Origin of the sequence: Amycolatopsis minnesotensis, from assembly GCF_039529815.1 — a bacterium.
In the GTDB taxonomy this organism is placed as follows: Bacteria; Actinomycetota; Actinomycetes; order Mycobacteriales; family Pseudonocardiaceae; genus Amycolatopsis; species Amycolatopsis minnesotensis.
The window spans coordinates 227,833-252,032 of record NZ_BAAANN010000001.1 but is presented as its reverse complement, the minus strand read 5'-3'; the positions used below and the strand labels follow the sequence as shown (position 1 = coordinate 252,032).

At 70.9% G+C, this 24,200-nt stretch carries 27 protein-coding genes; 13 read left to right on the top strand and 14 right to left on the bottom strand.

What is annotated here, in order from left to right:
- Positions 1 to 154 precede the first annotated feature (154 nt).
- The 3 genes from ABD256_RS00995 to ABD256_RS00985 all read left to right on the top strand — a co-directional run bounded on the left by ABD256_RS00995 (position 155) and on the right by ABD256_RS00985 (position 1,917).
- Positions 155 to 352, top strand: coding sequence for a DUF4158 domain-containing protein (locus ABD256_RS00995; RefSeq protein WP_344412271.1), 198 nt, complete (start codon positions 155 to 157; stop codon positions 350 to 352).
- Positions 353 to 817: 465 nt separating this feature from the next.
- Positions 818 to 1,273 carry a hypothetical protein gene (locus ABD256_RS00990; protein WP_344412676.1) on the top strand — a complete coding sequence of 152 codons (456 nt, stop codon included), beginning with the start codon at positions 818 to 820 and terminating at the stop codon, positions 1,271 to 1,273.
- On the top strand, positions 1,255 to 1,917 hold the full coding sequence (locus ABD256_RS00985; protein ID WP_344412664.1) for a Tn3 family transposase: 663 nt from the start codon (positions 1,255 to 1,257) through the stop codon (positions 1,915 to 1,917). Before ABD256_RS00990 ends, ABD256_RS00985 begins: the two co-directional genes overlap by 19 nt.
- Positions 1,918 to 2,295: 378 nt before the next feature.
- Here ABD256_RS00985 and ABD256_RS00980 read toward each other — a convergent pair whose 3' ends face one another.
- A complete protein-coding gene (locus ABD256_RS00980) occupies positions 2,296 to 3,192 on the bottom strand; it encodes an alpha/beta hydrolase (RefSeq protein ID WP_344412269.1) in 897 nt (298 codons plus the stop codon).
- 41 nt (positions 3,193 to 3,233) lie between these two features.
- Here ABD256_RS00980 and ABD256_RS00975 point away from each other — a divergent pair, with 41 nt between their 5' ends.
- From ABD256_RS00975 to ABD256_RS00960, 4 genes are all read left to right on the top strand, one after another.
- On the top strand, positions 3,234 to 3,722 hold the full coding sequence (locus ABD256_RS00975) for a MarR family winged helix-turn-helix transcriptional regulator (RefSeq protein WP_344412267.1): 489 nt from the start codon (positions 3,234 to 3,236) through the stop codon (positions 3,720 to 3,722).
- A complete protein-coding gene (locus ABD256_RS00970) occupies positions 3,719 to 4,522 on the top strand; it encodes a recombinase family protein (protein WP_344412661.1) in 804 nt (267 codons plus the stop codon). The genes ABD256_RS00975 and ABD256_RS00970 overlap by 4 nt, the downstream gene beginning before the upstream one ends.
- Before the next feature lie 97 nt (positions 4,523 to 4,619).
- Positions 4,620 to 5,390 carry an SGNH/GDSL hydrolase family protein gene (locus tag ABD256_RS00965; protein ID WP_344412265.1) on the top strand — a complete coding sequence of 257 codons (771 nt, stop codon included), beginning with the start codon at positions 4,620 to 4,622 and terminating at the stop codon, positions 5,388 to 5,390.
- Positions 5,391 to 5,607: 217 nt separating this feature from the next.
- Positions 5,608 to 6,975 (top strand): MFS transporter, encoded by a 1,368-nt coding sequence (locus ABD256_RS00960; RefSeq protein WP_344412263.1) that lies wholly within the window; start codon positions 5,608 to 5,610, stop codon positions 6,973 to 6,975.
- On the opposite strand, the gene ABD256_RS00955 is transcribed toward ABD256_RS00960, so the two are convergent.
- The 11 genes from ABD256_RS00955 to ABD256_RS00905 form a co-directional block, all read right to left on the bottom strand.
- The gene (locus ABD256_RS00955; RefSeq protein WP_344412261.1) at positions 6,939 to 7,469 is read right to left on the bottom strand and encodes a hypothetical protein; all 531 of its coding nucleotides are present in this window, start codon (positions 7,467 to 7,469) and stop codon (positions 6,939 to 6,941) included. The two genes, ABD256_RS00960 and ABD256_RS00955, sit on opposite strands and share 37 nt — an antisense overlap.
- A 44-nt stretch (positions 7,470 to 7,513) precedes the next feature.
- Positions 7,514 to 8,923, bottom strand: a complete 1,410-nt coding sequence (locus ABD256_RS00950) for a hypothetical protein (RefSeq protein WP_344412259.1) — start codon at positions 8,921 to 8,923, stop codon at positions 7,514 to 7,516.
- The gene (locus ABD256_RS00945) at positions 8,920 to 9,738 is read right to left on the bottom strand and encodes an ABC transporter ATP-binding protein (RefSeq protein WP_344412257.1); all 819 of its coding nucleotides are present in this window, start codon (positions 9,736 to 9,738) and stop codon (positions 8,920 to 8,922) included. Before ABD256_RS00945 ends, ABD256_RS00950 begins: the two co-directional genes overlap by 4 nt.
- On the bottom strand, positions 9,735 to 10,589 hold the full coding sequence (locus tag ABD256_RS00940) for a zf-HC2 domain-containing protein (RefSeq protein ID WP_344412255.1): 855 nt from the start codon (positions 10,587 to 10,589) through the stop codon (positions 9,735 to 9,737). Before ABD256_RS00940 ends, ABD256_RS00945 begins: the two co-directional genes overlap by 4 nt.
- Positions 10,590 to 10,597: 8 nt before the next feature.
- The gene (locus ABD256_RS00935) at positions 10,598 to 11,155 is read right to left on the bottom strand and encodes an RNA polymerase sigma factor (protein WP_425546360.1); all 558 of its coding nucleotides are present in this window, start codon (positions 11,153 to 11,155) and stop codon (positions 10,598 to 10,600) included.
- Between the two features lie 178 nt (positions 11,156 to 11,333).
- Positions 11,334 to 12,773 carry an SPFH domain-containing protein gene (locus tag ABD256_RS00930; RefSeq protein ID WP_344412253.1) on the bottom strand — a complete coding sequence of 480 codons (1,440 nt, stop codon included), beginning with the start codon at positions 12,771 to 12,773 and terminating at the stop codon, positions 11,334 to 11,336.
- A 13-nt stretch (positions 12,774 to 12,786) separates the two neighbouring features.
- On the bottom strand, positions 12,787 to 13,224 hold the full coding sequence (locus tag ABD256_RS00925; protein ID WP_344412251.1) for an NfeD family protein: 438 nt from the start codon (positions 13,222 to 13,224) through the stop codon (positions 12,787 to 12,789).
- A gap of 70 nt (positions 13,225 to 13,294) precedes the next feature.
- Positions 13,295 to 14,104, bottom strand: coding sequence for a DUF3097 domain-containing protein (locus ABD256_RS00920; RefSeq protein ID WP_344412248.1), 810 nt, complete (start codon positions 14,102 to 14,104; stop codon positions 13,295 to 13,297).
- Between the two features lie 11 nt (positions 14,105 to 14,115).
- Positions 14,116 to 15,084 (bottom strand): MBL fold metallo-hydrolase, encoded by a 969-nt coding sequence (locus ABD256_RS00915; protein WP_344412245.1) that lies wholly within the window; start codon positions 15,082 to 15,084, stop codon positions 14,116 to 14,118.
- A gap of 20 nt (positions 15,085 to 15,104) precedes the next feature.
- Positions 15,105 to 15,932, bottom strand: coding sequence for an SCO1664 family protein (locus ABD256_RS00910; RefSeq protein WP_425546361.1), 828 nt, complete (start codon positions 15,930 to 15,932; stop codon positions 15,105 to 15,107).
- Complete coding sequence (locus tag ABD256_RS00905; RefSeq protein WP_215544349.1) at positions 15,929 to 16,504, bottom strand: DUF3090 domain-containing protein; 576 nt, start codon at positions 16,502 to 16,504, stop codon at positions 15,929 to 15,931. Before ABD256_RS00905 ends, ABD256_RS00910 begins: the two co-directional genes overlap by 4 nt.
- Before the next feature lie 101 nt (positions 16,505 to 16,605).
- Here ABD256_RS00905 and ABD256_RS00900 point away from each other — a divergent pair, with 101 nt between their 5' ends.
- Genes ABD256_RS00900 through ABD256_RS00875 form a run of 6 tightly spaced genes read left to right on the top strand, consistent with a single transcriptional unit; the run spans position 16,606 to position 22,198 of the window.
- A complete protein-coding gene (locus ABD256_RS00900) occupies positions 16,606 to 18,564 on the top strand; it encodes a prolyl oligopeptidase family serine peptidase (RefSeq protein ID WP_344412239.1) in 1,959 nt (652 codons plus the stop codon).
- Complete coding sequence (locus tag ABD256_RS00895; RefSeq protein WP_344412237.1) at positions 18,561 to 19,463, top strand: S66 peptidase family protein; 903 nt, start codon at positions 18,561 to 18,563, stop codon at positions 19,461 to 19,463. Before ABD256_RS00900 ends, ABD256_RS00895 begins: the two co-directional genes overlap by 4 nt.
- Before the next feature lie 36 nt (positions 19,464 to 19,499).
- Positions 19,500 to 20,165 carry an acyl-CoA-like ligand-binding transcription factor gene (locus ABD256_RS00890; protein WP_344412235.1) on the top strand — a complete coding sequence of 222 codons (666 nt, stop codon included), beginning with the start codon at positions 19,500 to 19,502 and terminating at the stop codon, positions 20,163 to 20,165.
- Between the two features lie 10 nt (positions 20,166 to 20,175).
- Positions 20,176 to 21,126, top strand: a complete 951-nt coding sequence (locus ABD256_RS00885) for an SDR family NAD(P)-dependent oxidoreductase (protein ID WP_344412233.1) — start codon at positions 20,176 to 20,178, stop codon at positions 21,124 to 21,126.
- The gene (locus tag ABD256_RS00880; protein ID WP_344412231.1) at positions 21,123 to 21,785 is read left to right on the top strand and encodes a TIGR03086 family metal-binding protein; all 663 of its coding nucleotides are present in this window, start codon (positions 21,123 to 21,125) and stop codon (positions 21,783 to 21,785) included. Before ABD256_RS00885 ends, ABD256_RS00880 begins: the two co-directional genes overlap by 4 nt.
- A 5-nt stretch (positions 21,786 to 21,790) precedes the next feature.
- Positions 21,791 to 22,198: a TIGR03668 family PPOX class F420-dependent oxidoreductase gene (locus ABD256_RS00875; protein WP_344412229.1), complete on the top strand. Its 408-nt coding sequence runs from the start codon at positions 21,791 to 21,793 to the stop codon at positions 22,196 to 22,198.
- Between the two features lies 1 nt (position 22,199).
- Here the strand turns inward: ABD256_RS00875 and ABD256_RS00870 are convergent, their stop codons facing one another.
- Positions 22,200 to 23,135, bottom strand: a complete 936-nt coding sequence (locus ABD256_RS00870; RefSeq protein ID WP_344412227.1) for a hypothetical protein — start codon at positions 23,133 to 23,135, stop codon at positions 22,200 to 22,202.
- The gene (locus ABD256_RS00865; RefSeq protein WP_344412225.1) at positions 23,132 to 24,181 is read right to left on the bottom strand and encodes a WD40/YVTN/BNR-like repeat-containing protein; all 1,050 of its coding nucleotides are present in this window, start codon (positions 24,179 to 24,181) and stop codon (positions 23,132 to 23,134) included. The genes ABD256_RS00870 and ABD256_RS00865 overlap by 4 nt, the downstream gene beginning before the upstream one ends.
- Positions 24,182 to 24,200 lie beyond the last annotated feature (19 nt).

The following is a 24,200-nucleotide window of genomic DNA, read 5'->3' as shown; positions in this document are numbered from 1 at the left end:
AGTCTGGGTAAGCGCCTGACCAGGGAATCTTTGGGGTCTGGCGGGAGGTCGTTGGGGTGGTCGCTCCGGTGTTCACAGATGAGGAGCTGGAGGCTCTGCGGAGGTTCCCTGAGATCGGCCGCGATGAGCTGTTCCGGTTCTTCACGTTATGGAGTTGAAGGAGCTCGACGAGTTCCTGCTGGCGCGGGCGATGGAACACGACTCGCCGACGCTGTTGTTTCGGCTGGCGTGCGAGTACCTGATCTCGGCGAAGGTGATTCGGCCGGGCCCGGAGACGGTGGTGGAGCGGGTCGCGCGCCCGGGAGGTGCCCCGGCAGGAGACCTTCGACCGGCTGGTGCACGAGTTCACTGACGAGCGGCGCACCGGGTTGGACGGCCTGTTGGTGGTGGATTCGGTGATCGGGATGACCCGGCTGCGGTGGTTGGGCAAGGGGCCGGTGGAGGCGTCGCCCGCGGCGGTGAAGGCCGAGAGCTCGAAGTGGGAGTTTCTGCGCGGGTTGGACGCTCACACCATGGATCTGGCGGTGCTGCCGGCGGAGCGGCGCCGGTTTCTGGCGACGGCGAGCCGCCGGTTGACCGCACAGGCGTTGCAGCGGCGTGAGCCGGAGCGGCGGTACCCGATCCTGCTGACGTTGGAGGCGCAGTCGGCGACCGAGGTGCTCGACGAGGTTGTGCAGCTGTTCCACCAGGCCGTGTCGTCGCGGGAGAGCAAGGCCCCGCACAAGATGCGAGAAGAGCTGGCCGAGCGCGGCAAAGCCGGGGAGGGCGGATCGGCTGGCCGCGTCCGCGATCGGCGCGAGAGCAGGGCAAACCTCGGTTGCCGCGTGATCACGGGCACCTCGCGGCGTTGGACGGCTCCTACGGATATCTGCGGCAGTTCACCCCGCAGGTGCTTGACGCCGTCCGGTTCGGCGGTCGCACTGCGGCGGCGGGACTGCTGGAGGCGTTGGAGAGCCTGCGGGAGCTCAACGCCACCAGTGCTCGCAAGGTCCCCGGCGACGCGCCGACAGGGTTCGTCCCGGCCCGGTGGCGTGGCTACCTGGAGACGGCGTCGAAGTCGGGCAGCACCACCGCGTACCGGCATTACTGGGAGCTGTGCACCCTGCTGGCGCTGCGCGATGGACTGCGGACCGGGGATGTGTTTGTGCCCGGCTCGCGCCGCTACTCCGACCCTGCCGCCTACCTGCTCACCGGTCTTCGGGTCCGGCACCTTGTCCTCTTCGGACGGTCACGTTTCCCACCCGTGGCAAGTCGATCACCGCTCGGGCTCTGAGCAGGTATTTCGCGTATGAGGGGCTCTCGACGGACACGCACGTGACCGATCAGCACACCACGTACGGCACGAAGATCATCGTGGCGACGAAACGCGAAGCCCACTACGTGCTCGACGAGATCCTCGGCAACGCCACCGACATTCCCATCACCGAGCATGCGACGGACACGCACGGGGTCACTCTGGTCAACTTCGGGCTCCAACTTTCCCCGCGCATCCGGGATCTGGGCAAGATCACCCGGTATCGGACCGGATCGAAGTCCGAGGTGGAGTCGGCGTTCCCGTTGACCGGGCCGCTGATGACCCGCGAGCTCAACACCGACCTGATCGCCGAGCACTGGGACGAGCTGCTGCGGCTGGCCGGGTCGCTGAAGTTCGGGCACGCCACCGCCTCGCTGCTGGTCGGCAAGCTCTCGGCGTCGAGCCGGCAGAACGCACTGGCGGCGGCGCTGAAGGAGTACGGGGCGTTGCGCCGCACGATCTATGCCGCCCGGTACCTGTCGGACCCGGCGTACCGGCGCAAGATCTCCCGGCAGCTGAACAAGGGTGAGTCGCTGCACGCCCTGAAGCGGGACCTGCTCTACGCCCACGAGGGCATGGTCCGCGCCCGCCACCTCGACCAGCAGACCGAGCAGGCGTGGTGACCTGGACCACCGAGTACTACGGGCTCGCGGTGGAGCAGATGCGCGCGGCCGGGCGGCAGATCGACGACGAAGTCCTGGCCCCACATCTCCCCGGCACACAGTGAGAACACCAACTTCTTCGGCGCCATCGAGGTCGACATCGAAAGCGAACTGGCGCAGCTCGGGCCCACCGGATACCGGCCGCTGCAGGTGCGCGACACCCTGTTCTGAACAGACCGCGGGGTGGGCGGGGCCTGCCGTTCATGGAGCAGGTGGTGTCGATGCGCCTGAGCTGGACGAGGACGACGACGGCGGGCCGGAGTGGATCAGCCAGCCCGACGCGCGGCGCTGGGCAGTGCCTTCACACTTGGCCGTCGGCAACCGGGGTCGGGCGCTGGTTCAGGCGTCGAGGCGCTGGGCGAGGAAGAGGGCGGCGCGGGCGAGGGCCTGGTCGGATTCGTCGAGCTGGCCGGTGAAGGCCTGGAAGACGTGCGGCACGCCGGCCGTGACGTCCAGGATGACGTCGACCTCGGCGTCGCGGGCACGCTGGGCCAGGCGCACCGAGTCGTCCAGCAGCAGTTCGTTCGTCCCGACCTGCAGCAGCAGCGGAGGGAAGCCGGTCAGATCGGCCAGGACGGCCGGGGCGAGCAGTTCCTGGTGGGGGTTCTGGCCGGCGAGGTACATCTCGCCGGTATGGGCCATGCCCTCGGGGGTGAAGAAGGGGTCGATGCCGGCCTTCGTCATCATGGTGGCGCCGGTGCGGGTGTGGTCCAGACCGGGTGAGAAGGCGACGATGGCGCCGGGCACCGGCAGTCCGGCCTTCCGCGCGGCGAGGGTGGTCGTCACGGTCAGGCCGCCGCCGGCCGAGTCGCCGGCGAAGGCGATGGACTGCGCGCTGGCCCCGTCGTCCAGCAGCGCCCGGTAGGCGGCGAGGCAGTCCTCGATCGCGGCGGGGAAGGGGTGTTCCGGCGCGAGCCGGTAGTCCAGCGACAGAGCCCTGTACCCGGTGCGGGTGACGAGGCCGGCGGTCAGGCCCATCGCCGTCTGCGGGGAGCCGAGGGAGAACGACCCGCCGTGGAAGTACAGGATAGTGCCCGGGCGCTGCTCGCCTTCCGGCTCGACCAGGACCGCGGGCCGCTCGCCCAGCTCGGTGCCGGTGGTGCGCACCTGCGGGACGGTGAACTGGGCCATCATGCGGGCGAAGTTCTCCCGCATCTGCTCGACGGGCTGCGGCTCGAACCCCTGCGGGCCCTGCCCCAGCAGGGCGGCGATGGCTTCGCGCTGTTCCTTGCTCACTGAATCTTCTCCTTCAGCGCACTGCCGGTAAATTGTATGCCGTGGAAGATAATACATATGCCCTGGCATATAAGCGCGCTGGTGCGACGACGGCCACGTTCTTCAGCGACCTGGTGCGGTGCGAGACCCGCTTATACAACGCGCTCAACGACCGGATGCGCCGCAGCCACGGGGTCGCGGCCTCGCAGTACGAGTTCCTGCGCTACCTGCGGGACCACCCGGACACCCGCGTCGGGGACCTCGCGGCCTTCTTCGCCATCGGCGTCGGAGCGACCAGCAAGGGAATGGACCGCCTCGAAGGGCGCGGCTTGGTCAGGCGCGTTCCCGATCCCGCCGACCGCCGCTCCTCGCTACTGGAACTCACCGACACCGGCACGCAACTCGTCCACGAAGCGGACGAGACGTTCGGGGCCATCGGCGCGCTCATCCAGACGGCCCTCGACCCCGCGCGGCTGCACGACGCCGCGCAGACACTGCGGCAACTCCTGACCGCGCTCGAACACGACAGGATCGGCACCCCCGCCGGCTGAAGCGGAGCGCCCGAGCGGCGACACCGGCGGATCGGGGCCCGGGACAGCTGTGCCGGTGGCCGGGCACCCCGCCACCGGCACCGATCCCCGCCCACACACCCAGCGCGGACATCCGCGTCGGCTACGCCCGCTGCTCGCACCTGACCCAGGAACTCCAATCCCAACTCGTCGCCCTGGCATCCCACGGCATCCCCTGCGACAAGATCTTCTCCGAGAAGATCTCCACCCGCGTGCGAGTCTGGCCCAGATTCGAGGCCGCGCTGGAGACCTGCCGCCAGATCAAGGCGCACGCCCCGCGCTGCCGAGTCATCCTGACCGTGAACGAGATGAAACGGCTAGGACGCGATAGTGCCGAGTTGACCGCGCTCGCCGATCACCTGACCGCGCACGGGATCGTGCTGGAAATGCTCGCCGGGCCACTGCCCGGGATCTACGACCCGACCGGCACCGGCAGGATCCTGTTCGCGTTCTTCGCCGCGATGGCCGAAACCGACCGGGAGAACATCCGCGAAGCAACCCTCGAATGCCTCAACGCCGCCGCCCGCAAAGGAAAACACGGCGGAAGGCCACCGGTGATCACCGACGACATGCTGCACACCGTGCTACGCCGCCTCGCGAACGGCGAATCAGTGGAGGACATCCAACCGGACCTGATCATCCCCGCCGGCAGACGCAAGGGCGCCAACCCGAGCATCGCCAGCATCTACCGAGCCCTGGCCGAGCACGCCAAGCGGGAGACCTACCCCGAGGCGATCGAGCAAGCCAACGCCGACTTCGCCGCCCTGAATGTAGCTACCTGACCGCATTCTCGCTGATCAGGCTATATCCGCCCGAAATTTCCCGAGTACTACGGGGACCCCACCACCAGGCCGCCGCGCGCGGCCTAGAGTGATGGTCATGAGCAAGCGCTTAGTGGCTTTGGGGGACTCGTTCACCGAGGGCGTCGGCGACGACGATCCGCGCGCCGCCAACGGTGTCCGCGGCTGGGCCGACCGCGTGGCCGCACAACTCGCGGCCGAGGTGCCGGACTTCCGCTACGCCAACCTCGCGATCCGCGGCAGGCTTCTCGGCCAGGTGCTCGACGAGCAGCTCGAACCGGCGCTCGCGATGACCCCCGATCTCGTCACCCTCTACGCGGGCGGCAACGATCTCATGCGCCCGAAGGTCGATATCGACGCGCTGCTCGGACGGTACGCCGAAGCGGTCGCGACACTGCGCGCCACCGGGGCCACGGTGGTGCTGTTCACCGGTGTCGACGGCGTCGAGGATCCGCTGTTCCGCAAGATGCGCGGACGCACCGCGATCTACAACGAGCTAGTGCGGGGCATCGCGGCCAGCCACGGCGCGCTGCTGGTGGACATGTGGCCGATGCGGCAGCTGCGCGACCGGCGGATGTGGTCGGCCGACCGGTTGCACCTCAACTCCGCCGGGCACACCGAGGTGGCCATCGAGGTGCTCCGGGTGCTCGACGCCCCGCATTCGCTCTCGCCGGTCGACCTCGCACCGGTACCCGCGACGGACCCGCGCTCGCGGCGCTCGGAGGACCTGCGGTGGGCGCGCGAGCACGCGCTGCCGTGGATCAAGCGCAGGGTACGGGGCGAGTCGTCCGGCGACACCGTCACGCCGAAGCGGCCGGAGCCGCTTCCGGTGGTCGACGGCCTGGCCTGAGCCCGTCGAGCAGGTCACCGACACCGATGTCCGCGCGGAGGGCACCGGCCGCCCGCCGCGAGCGCGTCGGTACGCCGCGGCCTGGATCCGGTCACGGGCGCCGATGGTGAGCACCGGGCTCGGCGTTCGGGTGGGTCGTGATCACCGGGCTGGCGATCGCCAGGCAAGCATGAGATCTTGCCCTATCGGGTGACGGCGGTCACAGGAGGTAGCGGGAATGGTGCTCGGGAACGACGAGGCGAACAAGGCGCTCAGGGCGAGGGACACGGAACGATCGGCACAGGTCCGGCGCGCGGCGGTGGCCAGCGCGATCGGCACCACCATCGAATGGTACGACTTCTTCCTCTACAACACCGCGGCCGCGTTGATCTTCCCGCAGCTGTTCTTCCCCGCCTCCAGCAGCTACGCGGGTGCCATCCAGTCGTTCGCCACCTACGCCGTCGGGTTCGCCGCGCGCCCCGTCGGCGCGGCGATCTTTGGGTACTGGGGCGACCGCATCGGCCGCAAGGCCACCCTCATCGTCACGCTGCTGGCGATGGGCATCGCGTCGGGACTCGTCGGCGTGCTGCCGGGTACCGAGACCATCGGCCCCGCCGCGCCCCTCATCCTCGTCGCGCTGCGGCTGATCCAGGGCATCGCGATCGGCGGTGAGTGGAGCGGCTCGGTGCTGCTCGCGATGGAATGGGGCGATCAGCGCAAACGCGGCCTGCTCGCCAGCTTCGCCCAGATCGGCGTCCCGGTCGGGCTCGTGCTCGGCACCGGCGGCATGACGCTGCTGTCGGCGGTCCTGTCCCCCGCCGCGTTCAACTCGTGGGGCTGGCGGCTGCCGTTCCTGGCGAGCCTGATCCTGGTCGCGGTCGGGCTGGTCATCCGGCTCCGGATACTGGAAACCCCGATGTTCGCCAAGGTCGTCGCCGAGAAGCGCACCTCGGCCAGTCCCGTCGTCGAGGTCGTCAAGCACCACTGGCGCGAGATCCTGCTCTCGGCTGGCCTGCGGTTCAGCGAGCAGATGCCGTTCTACCTGTTCACCAGCTACGTGCTGGTCTACGTCGTCGAGCAGCGCCACATCGGCAAGACGTTCGTGCTGAACTCGGTGCTCGTCGCGGCCGCGCTCGAACTCGTCACCATCCTGTGGTTCTCCCAGCTCTCCGACCGGGTCGGCCGCAAACGGGTCTACCTCACCGGCGCGGTGCTCACCGGGCTCATCGGCTTCCCCTACTTCGCGATCCTGGAGAACGGCGGGCAGACGCTGATCTTCTTCGCCATCGTGATCGCGATGATCCCGCACGCCATGCAGTACGGGCCCCAGGCCGCGCTCATCGGTGAGAGCTTCCCGACGCGGCTGCGCTACGGCGGCGCCGGGATCGGCTACCAGCTCGCATCGGTGTTCGCCGGTGGGCCCGCGCCGCTGCTGGCGACCTGGCTCCTGCACACCACCGGCACGCCGTACGCGATCGCGGGCTACATCGTGCTCTCGGCCGTGATCACCGTGATCTGCGGTGTCCTGCTGAAGGACCGCTCGCGCGCCGACATCGACGACGAGGGCACCTACCACCGCGCCGGACGCGGTCCGAAGCCCGCGTAGCAGGCGAAACCGGCCACTCCGAGCACCACCGCCGTGATCAGCGCGGCGGTGGAGCCTTCGGGCTGCGCGAGCCAGGTGATCACCGGCCAGACGCCGGTGGGATCGGGGGGCACCAGTAACAGGATCGCGGCCCAGCCCAGCGGCGGCGCCCACGCCAGCCTGCCGCCGATCGTCACCGCGCCGAGCGCGGTCAACCCGGCGAGCCCGGCCAGGTCCCGCCACACCACACCCGGCGGCAGCAGCGGTGGGTCCACTGTGGACCACAGCGCGAGCACCACGCCCACGGCCACCGCGGTGGCCACCAGCAGGTGCGCGGCCCGGTACACCGGCCACCGGACCGACGCCGTGCGGTCCAGTTCGGGATCCTCTCCGGCGAACCCCGATCCCCACGCCCCCGCCGCGATCGCCATCGCGATCAGTCCGAAGTAGAGGATCGAGTCGGTGGCACGGGCCAGCCCCATCAACGCGGCCACCGAGACGACTACCGCGGCCAACGCGGCGGGAATCCCCCGCGAACGGGCATAAAGCACCACGAATCTCATCGCGCGCCGCCGGAGGCGAGCACGTCGAGCAGGTCACCGTCGCACCGCAACGCGGCTGAGCGCAACGCCATGACCCGGCGGAGCTGTTCAGGCTCCGGCAGCGCGCGAAGCGCGTTCCACGCCGACAGACCGAGCCGGTCGACGTCGGCGTTGGCGTACTGCGCCGAACGGCCGGGCAACGGGTGGTACTGGCCCGCCAGCCACGCCGCCGCGACAGTGCGTGCCGCGCGCTCACGGACGTACCGCTGGTCCCACTCCTCGCGGGAACCAAGGCAGGTCCTCGTTCCCGCACCCGCCAGGAACGAGGTCTTCAGCTCCTCCGGCGTCAGTGGTGTGAGCCCGCTGACGGGCTTCCACAGGTAGTCGTTGCTGTCGAACGGAACCGTCGACGGGTCGTAGCGCACACCGCCACCCTGCGGCTGGTGCACCGTCGTCTGCTGCACGCTCGTCGGCGCGTCCGGCAGTTTCGCGAGCAACGCCAGTGCGGCGCGTCCAGGACCGGCCACAGTGGACAGCAGCGACTGTTCCACGGTGGTGACGCAGACCTTCGGCAGTCCTTCCGCGCACACCGGCGCGGCCGCATCGGCGTCGACCGGGTACGCGGTCGCCTTGTCGGTGGGCAGGATCGGCAACGCGACGGCCACGCCCACGAGCACCGGAAGCAACGCGACTAGGCGCCCCCGAACCGACCGGGCGGCCAGCAGGGCGAACGCGGTCGCCCCGAGCCCGGCGAACCACACCGCCTGCCCGACGTCGACCGAGGCCGCAACCGTGGTGAACGCGTCACTCGGCCCGTTCATGGCGGGAGAGAGCAGCCCGACCCGGTACGGCACCGCCCCGTCGGCCACCGTCCCGCTGCCGGGCGTGCTCAGCAGCAGGATCACCGCGGCGAACCCGAAGGCCGTCATCAGCGGCGGGGTCAGCAGGTACGGCGCCAGCGACGCGACCGCCATGCCCGCCCAGAAGCTCGCCACCAGCGCGAGCAGGCCGACCAGCAGGATCGGCAGCCAGCCGAACGAGAAGTACGCGCCGTGGAACGACACCTGCACCGCGCCGACCAGGAACGTCACGAGCGCCCCCGAGCCGAGGCCGATCCCGACCGCGCCGCAGAGCACGGCGATCCGGTGCCACCGCGGCTTCGGCACCGACGCCATCAGCTCGCCGACACCCGACCGGTGGTCCCGCAGTCCTTGCACCGCCCCGGCGCCGAGCACGAACGGCCACGAGAACAGCAGCAGGTACCGCTGCCACATCGCCGAAGCCGTCCACTCGGTCGTCCACTCGGCGCTGCCGTTCTGCCACGGCCCGGACATCAGGTACAGCATCGCCAGCGAGGCGACCACGAACAGCAGACCGATCACGAGCGCCGACGAACGCCGCAGTTCGATACCGAGGATGCGCTTCACACCGGCCTCCGATGATTCGCCAGCAGCGCGCTGTAGCCCCGTTCGGTGTCGCTGTCACCCACGTCGGATCCGGTGCCCGCCGCGGCGAGATCCGCGACCGTGCCCTGGAAGACCAGCTGCCCCTCGTCGATCAAAGCGACATCCGTGCAGGCGGCCGCGACGTCCTCGACCAGGTGCGTCGACACCACGACGCAGGTGTCCGCGCGCAGTTCGTGCAGCAGCTCCCGGAACTGCATGCGCTGCGCCGGATCGAGTCCCGCGGTCGGCTCGTCGAGCAGCAGCACCGCCGGGTCGTTCACGATCGCCTGCGCGATCCCGGCGCGACGCACCATGCCGCCGGAGAGCGTTTTCATCTTGTCGTCCGCCCGGTCCGCCAGCCCGACCCGCTCGATCGCCCGCTGCACCGCGCCCGGCACGTCCTGCTTCGGCATTTCCTTCAGCCACGCCAGGTACTCAACGAACTCGCGAACGGTGAACCGCCGGTAGTAACCGAACTGCTGCGGCAGATACCCGATCCGGCGACGGACCTGGCGCAGGTCCCGTGCCCGCCGCACGTCCTCGCCGAACAGCTCCAATGCTCCGTCCGACGGGCGCGCGATCGTGGCCAGCGCCCTGATGAACGTGGTCTTCCCCGCGCCGTTCGGACCGAGCAGGCCGTGCACGCCGACCCCCATCGACAGGTCGAGCCCGTTCACCGCCCGCCGCCGCCCCGCCTTCACGACGAGCCCTTCGGCCTTGATCTCCCACGCGTAGGTCGTCGGTGCGACCTCGCTCGCGCTCACCGTGCGCGCCATGTCGTCTTCCTTCCCGGTCATCGCTGACTCGTGAGCTTGGTGAAGGCCGAAGCCCTCATGACGAGGGCGGCGGCGGCCAGCACCGCCACCGCCCCCCAGATCGGCATCGCCCACGGTTCGAACGCCGCGGGCAGCCGGGTGCGGACCAGCGCGGGCCCGACCACGAACAGGCACCACAGGCCGCCCAGCGCGATCGACGCCCGCGTGACCCCGACGAACCCGCCGAGCGCGAGCGTGCCCGCGGTGAACGCCAGGCACGGCACCAGGCCGAGCGCCGGTGACGTGCCCGCGATCAACCCGGCGACCACCAGCGCGGGCAGCACCACCACCAGCACGCTCAACGTCCGCCGCAGCACCAGGTACAACCCCGAGCGCGGCGTCGGCGCCACCAGCTCCCACGCGGGATCGAGGCCCCTCGTCCACGCCGCGGCCACCCCGAACAGCGGCAGCACCGGAGACAGCAGCAACAGCATCGACGGCCGGTCGAAGCCGAACGCGCCGGTCAGGTCGCACAGCAACGCGATCGCGGTGACCAATACCGACATCCCGACCCACGGCACCATCGCCGGGGGCGCCCAAGTGCTCAGCCAGGCGGCGAACCGGTTGTGGCCCAACGCCTTCGGCCTCCTTGCGACCTCGGCGTCCACACTGGAGTCCACAAGGGAATCCACGCGGGACCACACGGAGTCCACGACCGCGCTGACCGCGGGCGCATCGGACCGCACGACCTCCGCGAGCTTCGCCCGGCAGAGCGCGCACCCCTCCAGATGGGCCTCGACCGCCCACTCGGCTTCCGGAGACACCTGCTGCCCGAGCGCGTACCGCTCGATCAGCACCTCCGACACGTGCCCGCCGTTCGTTCTGTCCGTCATCTCGTGCCTCACCATGTCGCTGCCTCCCGGGATCGCGGATCACCGAACTTCAGCGCTTCCAACGTTTCGCGCATCGACGCGCGCGCACGGCGCGCCCGCGTCTTGACCGTTCCTTCCGGCACACCGAGCAGGAGCGCGGTCTCACGGACGGACAGCCCGTCGAGGACCATCGCCTGGAGCACCTGGCGCAGTTCGGGCGCCAGCCGGGCGAGTGCGTCGCCGACGCCGTCACCGACGGTCGACGCCAGCGCCTCCTCTTCGGCCGCGGGTGCCAGATCCGCGACCGCCGCGGCAGGCGGAGGCTGCGCGTGGCGGGCGCGCCGCCGGAACGCGTCGATGAGCCGTCGTGCGGCGATGGTCCACAACCAGCCCATCGCGCTGCCGTCCACGGAAGCACCGGCAAACCCGTCGGCGGCTCGCCACACCGCGAGGAACGTCTCCTGCAGCACCTCGGCCACGATCTGCTCGTCGGCGCACCGGCGGCGCAACCGCACGGTCAGCCACGGGCTGGTGCGCCGGTACAGCTCCTCGAAGGCCGCCCGATCGCCCTTGGCGACCAGGCGCACCAGCTCCGCGTCATCGGCTTCACCTCGCGCAGCCGATGTACTGAGGAATCTCTTCACATCCGGCCAGACGCCGCGAACGCCACCAGGGTTCTCCAATTCGAGTGATCCACGTCACGAAAAAGCGGCCGGGGTCCGGACCTCACAGGTCCGGACCCCGGCCGCTCGACGTGCACGGGTGCTACTGCTGGCGCGGCGGTCCCTGGGGGCCACCCTGCTGCGGGAACGGGCCGCTCGACGGGCCCTGCGGTGGCTGCTGCGGGTACGCGCCGCCACCCTGGCCGTACTGCCCGCCGTACGGGGGCTGCTGCGGTTGCTGCGGGTACGGCGGCGGAGCCGGGGCCTGGTGCGGCGGCGGGCTCGGCTGGTGCGGCGGGATCTGCGCGGACGGCTGGCGCTTCGGCAGCTCCGGTGCCTGAGCCTCCGTCGCGGGCTCGCCTTCCGGCTCGGGCTCCGGCTCGGGTTCAGCCGAGCGCAGGGGCCGCGGCGGTGTCGTCCGTGCCGGGCTCGTGCCGAGCGGGCCGGGAACTTCCTGGCGCGCCACGGCTTCCGCGGCCGCGACCGCCTCGGCGACCTTCGGGTCGCTCTTCGTGTCGAACCAGCCGGACACCTCGTCGTCGTCGAGGTCCGGCCGCTCGACGGCCTCTTCCTTGGGCGGCTCGTAACGGAAGACGCCGTCGTCGCCGGGTGCGCCGAGCGTGCGCGCGAACCCTTCGAGCGCCTTGCCGTAGTCGCTCGGGACCAGCCACACCTTGTTCGCGTCGCCCTGCGCCATCTGCGGCAGCGTCTGGAGGTACTGGTACGCCAGCACTTCCGGTGTCGGGCGGCCCGCCTTGATCGCGGCGAACACCTTCTCGATCGCCTTCGCCTGACCCTGCGCCTGCAGGTAGCGGGCGGCCCGCTCACCCTGTGCGCGCAGGATCCTGGACTGCCGCTCGGCCTCGGCGCCGAGAATGGTCGCCTGCCTGGCACCTTCGGCGGCGAGGATCTGGCTCTGCTTCTGGCCTTCCGCGGTCTTGATCGCGGACTCCCGCTGACCTTCCGCGGTGAGGATCATCGCGCGCTTCTCCCGGTCGGCGCGCATCTGCTTCTCCATCGAGTCCTGGATGGAGGGCGGCGGGTCGATCGCCTTCAGCTCGACTCGCGCCACCCTGATCCCCCACCGGCCGGTCGCGTCGTCGAGCACGCCGCGAAGCTGGCTGTTGATCGAGTCACGCGAGGTCAGGGTCTGTTCGAGGCTCATGCCACCGACCACGTTCCGCAGCGTCGTGGTGGTCAGCTGCTCCACACCGACGATGTAGTTCGAGATCTCGTACACCGCCGCGCGCGAATCGGTGACCTGGAAGTACACCACCGTGTCGATCGACACGGTCAGGTTGTCCTCGGTGATCACCGGCTGCGGCGGGAACGAGACGACCTGCTCGCGGAGGTCGATCCTGGCGCGCACCTTGTCGAAGAAGGGCACCAGGAAGTTCAGGCCGGGCGAGGCGACCGTGCGGAACCGGCCCAGCCGTTCGATCACCGCCGATTGTGCCTGCGGCACCACCATGATCGCCTTCGCGACCGTGACGATCACGAACAGGATGATTATCGCGACGACGATGATCGCTGCGGTCGTCAACTCTTTGCTCCCCTTATCGAAGATGTGCCGCGGACACGACCGCGGTGGCGCCTGATATCTCTACCACGGTCACCCGTTCGCCGGGTTCCATGCGCTGGTCCTCACTGAAGCTGCGGGCCGACCACACCTCACCACCCAGTTTCACCTGGCCGCCGTCCAGGTCCACAGTGGACGTCACGACGGCCTCGGCGCCGACGAGCGCCTCGGTGTTGGTCTTGACCGAGGGCCCGGTCAGGAACCGGCGCTTCAGCGCGGGCCTGGCGAGCACGAGCAGCCCGACCGAGACCACGGCGAACACCGCGACGTCGATGGCCGTTTCGCCGGTGATCGAGGCGGACGCGCCGCCCGCGAGCGCGCCGACGCCGAGCATGATCAGCACGAGGTCACCGGAGAGCACCTCGGCGACCATCAACGCGACGCCCGCGGCCAGCCAGATGAGTGCCGGAATCATGCCGCCATCGTCTCAGAAAGTGACCGTTCGCACCGTTCGGGCAACTCGACGTGACCTAGGCGTGACCTAGTCACTCCTCGCCCGGTTCGGTGACGAAGTCGATCAGCCGTTCCACCGCGCCGATCAGCGGGGTTTCCAGGTCGCGGAAGCCGCGGACACCGGCGAGCACGCGCTGCCAGCCCTCCCACGGTTCGCCCCAGTCCAGCGCGGTGCAGATGCCGACCTTCCACTCCACGTCTCTCGGCACCGCCGGCCACGCTTCGATCCCGACCGACGCCGGTTTCACCGCCTGCCACACGTCGACGTAGGGGTGGCCGGTCACCAATACGTTCTCGTCCCTGATCCCCTCGACGAGGCGGGACTCCTTGCTGCCGCGGACCAGGTGGTCCACCAGCACCCCCAGCCTGCGGCCAGGCCCGGTGCCGAACTCGGCGATCCGGTCGGCGAGCACGTCGACACCGTCGAGCGGCTCGACCACGACCCCTTCCACCCGCAGGTCGTGGCCCCACACCCGCTCGACGAGCTCGGCGTCGTGCTTGCCCTCGACCCAGATCCGGGAGTCGCGGGCGACCCGCGCCTTGAGCCCTTCGACCCGGACCGAGCCCGAGGCGGACCGCGTCGGCGCCTTCTCGGCCGCGGCCTTCGGCGGGACCAGCGTCACGTGCTTGCCCTCGAGCAGGAACGCGGCCGGGGCGAGCGGGAACACGCGATGACGGCCGTGGCGGTCTTCGAGCACCGCGTTGCCGTATTCGAGCCGCACCACCGCACCGCAGAAACCGCTCCCCGGGTCCTCCACCACGAGGCCCGGTTCGGCAGGCACCTCCGGGATCTTCCGCTTGCGCGGGCCGGACAGCACGTCGTCATACGAATGAGAGCGCACGGAGCGGGACGTTATCGGCGCGGGGCACCCGTCGTCTCCCCGCCACGCCGGGCCCGGCGCGACGGCAGCGTCCTGGTTTCGCCGACCGCCAGTGCCCACAGGTCGGCGGGATCACGGTCCGCCGCCGACCACGCGGACCTGATCCGGTCGAGCGGCTCGTCGACGGGCTCCTTGGTCAACACGAACGTGCCCCAGTGCATGGACGCGAGCCTGCGCGCGCCGAGATCGGACAGCGCGCGCACCGCCTCGTCCGGGTCCAGGTGCACCGGGCTCATGAACCACCGCGGCTCGTAGGCGCCGATCGGCATCATCGCGACGTCGATACCGGGATAACGCGCGCCGATCTCCGCGAACCAGCCGCCGTAACCGGAATCGCCCGCGTGGTAGGTGCGCGTGCCGTCCGGCGCGGTGACGACCCAGCCGCCCCACAGCGATCTGCACGCGTCGAACGGGCCGCGCCTGCTCCAATGGTGCGACGGCACGAAGTCGAACCTCAGCCCGGCGACCGCCGCCGGCTCCCACCAGTCCAGCTCGATCACCTCGGTGAAGCCGCGCCGCCGGAACCACCGGCCCAGTCCCGCGCCGACGAGCACCGGAACCTGCCTCGGCAGCCGGTCCACCGTCGGCGCGTCGAGGTGGTCGTAGTGGTTGTGGCTGATCACCACCACGTCGATCGGCGGCAGCTCGGCCCAGGCCAGACCGGGCGGGGTGAGCCTGCGGGGCACCCCGGGGATCTTCGCCGACCACACCGGGTCGGCCAGCACGGTCACCCCGCCGAGCCGGACCAGGTAGGTCGCGTGCCCGACCCAGGTCCAGCTCGACTCGCCGGCGGCGAGCGCGGGCAGCCCGTCCCGGCGGACCGGAATGCGATCGGCCCGCTCGGTGGAGCCGCGGAACCCGCCTTCGCGCAGGATCCGGATCATCTCGCGCGGGGTCGGCAGCGGTGCGGTGAGTCGGTCCCGATAGGACACACGGCGCATGTCCCCGTCCTACCCGAGTATCAGAAGAGCGGCCACGGGACGGCGCGCCAGTCATCAGCCGGCTCCGGGAAGACCCCGGCCGCCAGTAGCTGCTCGGCGCGCTCGCGGATCGCCCCGATCTCGAGCCCGATGAGATGCGGCTTGAGCTGCTCGCCGAGATCGCCGTCCAGCTTGGCGGGCAGCTCGCGCAGCTTTTCGGTGGCCTCGTCGCCGATCGGCTCGCCGATCCAGCCCCACAGCACGGTGCGCAGCTTCGGGTCGGTGTGCAGGCAGATCCCGTGGTCCACGCCGTACACGCGGCCGTCGACCCCGCCGAGCACGTGCCCGCCCTTGCGGTCGGTGTTGTTGGCGATGATGTCCAGCAGCGCGAGGCTGCGCATCTCCGGCCGGTCCGCGTGCGCCAGCACGGCGGGCTCGCCCATCCGGTCGTGCGCGTGCAGGACCACGCGCCAGCCGTCGGGCAGTTCCTCCGGCGCCCGCACGTCGACCAGGTCGTCGTCGGTGGTCTCGATCCACAGCTGGACCATGCCGGGGCCGAACGGCCCGTCGCGCAGCACCGTCGGCGGCACCGCGCCAAGGCCCGAGCCATCCGACAGCAGGTACGTGGCCACTTCGCGGCCGGCGAGCGTGCCGTCGGGGAAGTCCCACAGCGGGCGCTCGCCCGCCACCGGCTTGTACACCGCGTTCGCGGCCACGCCGTCCAGCTCGATCACGCAGAACAGGGTCACGTTCGACGCGTCGACGAGCCTGCCCTCCACCTCGAGCGAACCGCGCTCGACGAGTTCCCTGGCGAACTCACCGTCCGGTCTTACCGACGGTTCGGCTGGCTCCTGGGTGGTCACGCTCAGTCCTCGGTCAGGTCGGCGTCGCGCCGGTACCCGTTCTGTCGCGGGCAGATGTGGCCGTCCGGGTCGAGCGGCTCGCCGCACAGCGGACACGGCTTGCGGCCCGCGTTGACGACCCGGTCGGCCCGGTCCGCGAACGCGCGCGCGGCGGCCGGTGTGAGGAACACGCGGACCGCGTCGGGCCCTTCCTCGGTGTCGTCGAGCACCACGGTCTCGTCGACCTCGCCCTCGGTGATGGCGAGCAGTTCGATCACCACCGCGCTGCTTTCGGCGTCCCAGCCGAGGCCCATGGTGCCGACCCGGAACTCCTCTTCGACCGGAACGTCGAGAGGTTCCGAATCGCGGAGTTCGTCGGGCACCTCCTCCGGCACCTCGGCGCCGAAGCGGTTCGCGACCTCCTCCAGCAGGGACGCGAGACGTTCGGCGAGGACCGCTACCTGCTGCTTCTCGATCGTCACGCTGATCGTGCGGACGTCCTCGGACGCTTGGAGGTAGAACGTGCGGTCGCCGGGTTCCCCGACGGTTCCAGCGACGAACCGGTCGGGTTGACGGAAGACGTGAATTACGCGAGCCATGACACCACAGACCCTAAGCCACCCCTGCATGATCGGCATCCGCCGCCCCGGCTTCGCGCTGTTCGCTCTTGGCGTGGCGGACCTGCCGCTACTCTGCAGCCGTGTCGAAAATCATGCCCTACGGCTCATGGGACTCCCCGATCAGCGCCGCCGACGTCGCCACCGCAGGCGGCTCCGCGCAGTGGCTCGACGTCATCGACGGCGAGGTCTGGTGGGCGGAGGGGAGGCCGGACGAAGGCGGGCGGCTCGCCGTCGTCCGCGCGTCGGCCGAAGGCCGCGTCGAGGAGTTGTTGCCGCAGCCGTGGAACGCCCGCAACCGGCTGCACGAGTACGGCGGTGTCCCGTGGATCGCCGTCGGCGGCTCGCTGGTGTTCACGCACTGGGACGACCAGCGGGTCTACGTCCGCGATCTGGACACCGGCCAGGTGACCCCGATCACCGGCGAGCCGGAGTCGCCGCAGGGCGTCCGCTACGGCGACCTCCGGCACGGGCCAGGTGACCAGGTGTGGGCGGTCCGCGAGAGCAGCATCGGCGTCCGGCGCGCCGACGTCCGCCGCGACCTGGTGTCGCTGTCCCCGTTCGGCGGCGAGCCGCGGGTGCTGGCGGCCAGCCACCACTTCATGACCGCGCCGCAGCTGTCACCGGACGGCACCCACGCCGCCTGGCTCGGCTGGGAACACCCGTCGATGCCGTGGGACGAAACAGAACTGTGCGTCGCCGAACTGACCGGCGACGGCGGCTTCGGGCCGCACCGCGTGCTCGCAGGCGGCCCCGGCGTCTCGGTGTGCCAGGTCCAGTGGGAGGCCGGCGGCACCCTGCTCGCGCTGCTCGACCCGGACGGCTGGTGGAACCTGCACCGCATCGGCCTCGACGGGACGGTGACGAATCTCGCGCCGGTGACCGAGGAACTCGGCGGCGCGATGTGGCGGGTCGGCGCCCGGTGGTTCAGCCCGCTCGGCGACGGCAAGCACGCGGTGCTCAACTCGGGGCGGCTCGCCGTCCTGGACGAAGCCACCGCGACCGTCACCGCGGTGCCCTCGGCGTCCCACCTCACGGCGTGGTCGCCGACGATGGCCTCCTACCGCGGCGGGATCGTCGGCATCGCCGCCGGGCCGCGGCAGGAGGGCGCGGTCATGTACGCCGACATCGCGACGGGCACCACGACCGAGATCACACCTCGTGAGGGCGAGCCGCCGTCGGCGAAGGCGCTGCCGCCGCTGGACTACCTCCCCGAACCGCAGGAGCGCGTGTTCACCACGAAGGACGGCGAGCCGGTACCGGCTTACCTGTACCCGCCGACCAACCCGGAGCACGCCGGGCCCGACGGCGAGCTGCCGCCGTACCTGGTGCACGTCCACGGCGGCCCGACCGGCCGCAACTTCCCGGTGCTCGATCTCGACTTCTCGTTCTTCACCAGCCGCGGCATCGGCGTGGTCGCGGTGAACTACGGCGGGTCCACCGGCTACGGCAGGCGGTTCCGCGAGCGGCTGCGCGAACAGTGGGGCGTCGTCGACGTGACCGACTGCGTCGCGGTGGCCGAAGCACTCGTCGCCGAAGGCATCGCCGACCCCGCGCGGCTCGCGATCCGGGGCGGGAGCGCGGGCGGGTACACCTCGGCCGCCTCGATGACCACGGTCCGGACCTACCGGGCGGGCACCGTGAAGTACCCGATCCTCGACCTGTACCGCTGGACGGGCAGCGGCGGTGAGACGCATGACTTCGAGTCGCGCTACCTCGACGGGCTGGTGGGCCCGCTGCCGGAAGCCGAGCAGCGCTACCGGGAGCGCTCGCCGATGAACCACGCCGGGACGCTGGCCGGGCCGGTGCTGTTCCTGCAAGGGCTCGAAGACGAGATCTGCCCGCCGGAGCAGGCCGACCGGTTCGTCGCCGGGTTGCGGGGCAAGGACATCCCGCACGCCTACCTGACCTTCGACGGCGAACAGCACGGCTTCCGCAAGGCGGAGACGATCGTCGCGGTGCTGGAGGCCGAGCTTTCGTTCTACGGCCAGGTCTTCGGCTTCGACACCCCGGGTGTGGCGGCACTGGACCTTCAGCGGTGAAACCGGCGAGGGTGACCGCGGGCGGCACGATGGCGATCGTGGCGCCCGCGGGACCGGTGCCGCCGGACCTGCTCGACTCCGCCATCGGCGTACTCGAAGGCTGGGGCCTGACCGTGCGCACGGGGCCGTGCGTGCGCGGGCGGCATCCCGGGTTCGGCTACCTGTCGGGCACCGACGAAGACCGGGCCGCCGAGTTCACCGCGGCCTGGACGGATCCCGCGGTCTCCGTGGTGTTCGCCGCGCGCGGCGGGTACGGCAGCATGCGGATGCTCGACCACGTCGACTGGACGGCGCTGGCGGCCGCCGGGCCGAAGGTGCTCGCGGGCTCCAGTGACATCACCGCGCTGCACGAAGCCGTAGGCGTCCACTTAGGACTGTCCACGTTGTTCTCGCCGATGCCGGCGAGCGCGTTGTTCGACCAGACGGCTGCCGAACACCTGCGCGCCACACTGTTCGAACCGGAGCGGGCGACCGTGCTGGCGAAGTCCGTCGAGTCCCTCCGGCCGGGCGTGGCGCGCGGCCGGCTCGTCGGCGGCAACCTCAGCCTGCTGACCGCCAGCATCGGCACCCCGGAGCACCGTGGCGCCGAGGGCGCGATCGCGGTGCTCGAGGACATCACGGAGGACGTCTACCGGCTCGACCGGCTGCTGACCCAGCTGCTGCGCTCCGGCTGGTTCGACGGCGTCGCCGGGATCGCGCTCGGCTCGTGGCACGGCTGCGGTGACCTCGGCAGGGTGCGGGCGCTGATGCTCGACCGGCTCGGCCCGCTCGGTGTGCCGATGCTGTGGGAGTGCGGGTTCGGGCACGTGCCCCGGTCCCCCACGCTGGCCCTCGGCGTGCCGGGCGAACTGGACGCCGATGCGGGCGCCCTCACGCTCCTCGAGCCGGCGCTGGCGTAGGCCACCTGGGCCGGGCTTCCTGCTAGCGTCGGGAACATGCAGGCTTCCGGGGCGGCCCCGAAGACCCCCGGGCTCGGGCGGCGGGAGATCAAGAAGCGCGAGACGCGCGCGGCGCTGAGCTGGGCGACGATCCGGCTGGCGATCGAACGCGGTTTCGAGAACGTGCTCGTCGAGGACATCGCGTCCGCGGCGGGGGTTTCCCCGCGCACGTTCAACAACTACTTCTCCAGCAAGGCGGAGGCGATCTCGGCGAGGCAGGTCGACCGCGCCGTGGTGATGGCCGAGGTGCTGCGGGCGCGCCCGCCGGAGGAATCGCTGTGGGAAGCGCTCACGGCGGCCGTCCTCGACGAGTTCGACCACGAGGGACACCGGCCGGACAAGCGGTGGATGACCGGGTTGAAGCTCATGATCACCGAGCCCGCGCTGCAGGTCGAGATGCTGCGCGCGGTCGCGGTCGCCGAGCAGTCGCTCGCCGAGGCGATCGCCGCGCGCACCGGGACCGACGTGCGGACCGACGTCTACCCGCGGCTGGTGGCCGCGACGGTCAGCTCCGCGCTCGGCGCCGCCACGACACTCTGGATCCGCGGCGACGGGGACGGCCCGCTCGGCCCGATCGTGCGCGAGGCGCTGGAAAGCCTCGCGAACGGCCTCGCCATGCCGGGCGGCTCCGGCACTTGCGCTGGAGCACGCTCCAGGTCGTAGCGTCGCGGACATGACCACCGCACAGCACAAGATCGGTTCGGGCTTCGGCGCCACGAGCACCGCGAGCGAGGTCCTCGACGGCGTGAACCTGACCGGGAAACTCGCCGTCGTCACCGGCGGCTACTCCGGCATCGGCCTGGAGACGACCCGCGCGCTCGTCGCCGCCGGTGCCCACGTCGTGGTACCGGCCAGGCGTCGCGCCAGCGCCGAAGAAGCGCTCGCCGGTGTCGGCGGCGTCGAGATCGACGAACTCGATCTCGCGGATCTCGACAGCGTCCGCGCCTTCGCCGGGCGTTTCATCGCCTCGGGGCGCGGGATCGACCTCTTCATCGGCAGCGCCGGGATCATGGCCGCGCCGGAAACGCGGATCGGGCCTGGCTGGGAAGCGCAGTTCGCTACGAACCACCTCGGCCACTTCGCACTCGTCAACCGGTTGTGGCCCGCGTTCGCCCCCGGCGCGCGGATCGTCTCGGTGTCCTCTCGGGGCCACTTCTTCTCCGGCATCCGCTGGGACGACCCGCAGTTCGAGCGCGGGTACGACAAGTGGGAGGCCTACGGCCAGGCGAAGACCGCGGACATCCTGTTCACAGTCCGGCTCGACCATCTCGCCCGTGCCCGTGGCGTGCGGGCGTTCGCGCTGCACCCCGGCCGCATCCTGACCAACCTCGTGCGGCACCTCACCAACGACGAGTTGGTGGCCCGCGGGATGCTCGACGAGAACGGCGCGCTGACCGGCGAGACGAAGGACACCGGGCAAGGCGCGGCGACCCAGGTTTGGGCGGCGACGTCGCCGCAGCTCGACGGGATGGGCGGGGTGTACCTCGAAGACTGCGACATCGCCGAACCGGCACCGGCCGACGGCACCATGACCGGGGTGTGCGGCTACGCCGTCGATTCCGCCGCCGCGGCGAGGCTGTGGGCGCTTTCCGCGGAGCTGACCGGGGTCGACGCCTTCGCGTGAGGTCGGAAACCCGCCAGCGCGAAGCGTCGGCGATCGGCAGGCTCGTCCGCATGAACAACGCCTTCGAGGGGATCATCCCGCGGTTCGTCGCCGCCAGCACCGGTTTCGACCGGCTGCTGGCAGCCGTGCGACCGGCGCAGTGGGACGCGCCGACGCCGTGCGCGGAGTGGAAAGTGCGCGACCTGGTGAACCACATGACCAGTGGCAACCGCAACTATGTGTCCCTTGTGGACGGTGGGACGGCAGCCGGGTACCTCGCCGGGCGGGACGCGGACGCGCTCGGCGCCGACCCGATCGGCGCGTTCCGGGGTTCCGTACGCGACTGCGCGGACGCTTTCGCCAGGCCGGGCGCGCTGGCGCGGGTGCTGGACTACCCGCTCGGACGGGTCGTGGGGAGCCAGGCGCTGGCCGTGCGGACGGCCGACAGCATCGTGCACACCTGGGATCTGGCACGGGCCATCGGCGTGGACGACACGCTGGACGCCGGCCTGCTCGGCTGGCTCGACGACGGGTTCGACCGGATCTACGCCGGGCTCGCGGAAACCCCCGCCGCCGCGGACACGACGCACCGGTTCTTCGCGCCACCAACGGGTTCCCCCGGTTTCACTCGGCAGGACAGACTGTTGCGGCGCATGGGGCGCGAGCCGTCACTACGCTGACGGTCATGGAGCCGACGGACGCCACCGCACTGTTCGCCGAGGCGCGCGTCGCCCGGCTCGCCACCGCGAACGCGGCCGGGGTCCCGCACCTGGTGCCGGTGACCTTCGCCGTCCGCGACGACGTGATCGTGTTCGCCGTGGACCACAAACCGAAGCGCAGCACCGATCTGCGGCGGTTGCGCAACATAGCGGAGAATTCCGCCGTCGCGTTCCTCACCGACGCCTACGACGAGGACTGGGCGAACCTGTGGTGGGTCCGTGCCGACGGCACCGCGTCGATCGTCGACGAGGACGCCCGCGCCGAACCCGTGGCCTGGTTGTGCGAAAAGTACGCGCAGTACCGCGAGCGCCCGCCGGAAGGCGTCGTGGTGCGTACCGAGGTCACCCGATGGCGGGGCTGGTCCAGCCGGTGACCTACCGGCAGGCGTCGAACTCGGTGCGCAATCGACGTTGGAGTTCGAGGGCTTCCGGCGTGTAGTACCTGCCGGGATCCTCTTCGCCTGCCGTGCGGGGATATTGGCAGCCGGCCACGTGCACGTTCCCGGCGAATTTCAGCCCCTTGCCCTTCTCGCCGTCCCGATGCCATGTCAGGTACACGGGGTGCGCACGCGTCGCATGCAGGGCTGCGATCGCCGCGGCGAGATCCGCATAAGCCTTCGCCGGATCGCGTACTCCCGCGTTCATACTCGACAGGAAACCGTTCTTGAGTGCCACGAACGTCACTTCGACCGGCAATCCGGCCATCTGTGCTGCGAGCTGGCGTTCCTGCTCGGCGTCGAACGGAAAGTCGACCTCCCACGACGGCCCGGCGCCCTGCGTGAAGACCGTGACCCGCGCGGGTTTACCCGCGAGACCACCGCGCACGGCGGCGAAGGACACCGCGGCCTCAGGAACATCGTGCACGTCGAGTCCGCGGCCGTTCCAGGTGATCTCGGCAGCCGGAAGCGCCGAGCTGATCTGCCGGAGCCGCCGGACGCGGTCCGCGACCTCGCGCGGGTCCGGTTCGGCGCCGGTCGTGACCTGGGCCCGATTGCCGACGACGAATTCGTGCTCCTGTTGGTATCCGTTGAATTGTCCGTGCGTGAGGTCCGTGATGCGCTGGGCGATGGCCACGATCTGCGGTTCGGTCGCGGTCGGGAAATACGCGGTGGTTCTGAGCGACGAACCGGACTCGAAGTCGTTCTGGTAGCTCACGTGGAATTTCGCCACGCCGGGCAGCGCGGGGATCTCAGCTTCGAGCCGCCGCACTTGCTCGGTGCGATCGGGTAGGCCTGTCGTGCACCCGGACAGCACGGCGCATCCGGCGACCAACCCCACGAATCCGGCCGCCAGCCGGTAGCGCATCGTCATGCGGACCGCGCGGCCCTGCCCTTCTCCCCCGCCGCCCAGCACGCGCCGTGCGCGCAGTCGACGGTGTCGAAGCTGCCGCCGTCGACGAGCCGCCAGTGCTGCCCGGCATCCGTGCTGACGTCGGTGCCGGTCGGGCCGACCGCGATCACCGTGCTCCGGCCGCGCCAGGCGAGCCCTGACCGGTAGCCGTCGGGTGCGTCCGCGGCCGGGCGCCACGTGCGGCCGCCGTCGCGCGTCACCGCGAGCGCGGGCGCGGGGTTCGACGGTGCGGCGTAGTCGCCACCGATCGCCAGCCCGTGCCGGGGATCGGTGAACCCGGTGGCGAACACGCCTGCCGAAGCACTGCTCGCGATCGGTGTGGTCGCCGCGCGCCAGGTGAGGCCGCCGTTCGACGAGTGCAGCACGCGCGAGGTCGCGCCGCCGCCGGTGCCGATCCACGCGTCGAACGGGCCACGGGTGGTCAGGCACTGGCCGCTCGCGGCGAACCCGGCCTCGTTCGGCTGCGCGTCGGGCAGGAGCTGTTTCGGCATCGGCTGCCAGTGCCGCCCACCGTCCACTGTGGCCAGTATCTGGATCTTGCCGTCCACCGGGTCGCCCATCACGAGCCCGCGCCACGGGTCGAAGAACGCGACGCAGTCGTAGAACGCCTTCGGATCGGTGGTGCGGAACGACTCCGCCCAGGTGCGGCCGCCGTCGGCGGTGCGGTAGATGCGGGACGCCTCGCCCTCACCGATCGACAGCGCCACGGCGTGCTGAGCATCGAAGGCCTCGATGTCGCGGAAGTCGAGTTCGGTGGTGCCCGGCGGGGCGACCTGCGCCCAGTGCGCGCCGCCGTCGGCCGTGCGCAGGATCGTGCCGTTGCTCCCCGACGCCCACGCCACCTGCGAGGACACCGCGGACAGCCCGCGGAGCCTCGCGTCCGAACCCGTTGGCGTCGGCGTCCAGGCGAAGCCTGCCGCCTCGGCGGGGACCACCATCGTCGCCAGCACCGTGACGGAGCCGAGCACGACGGCTGCCGCGCGGCGGAACCGTGAACCGATACGCATCGAAAACACCGTCGCTTCC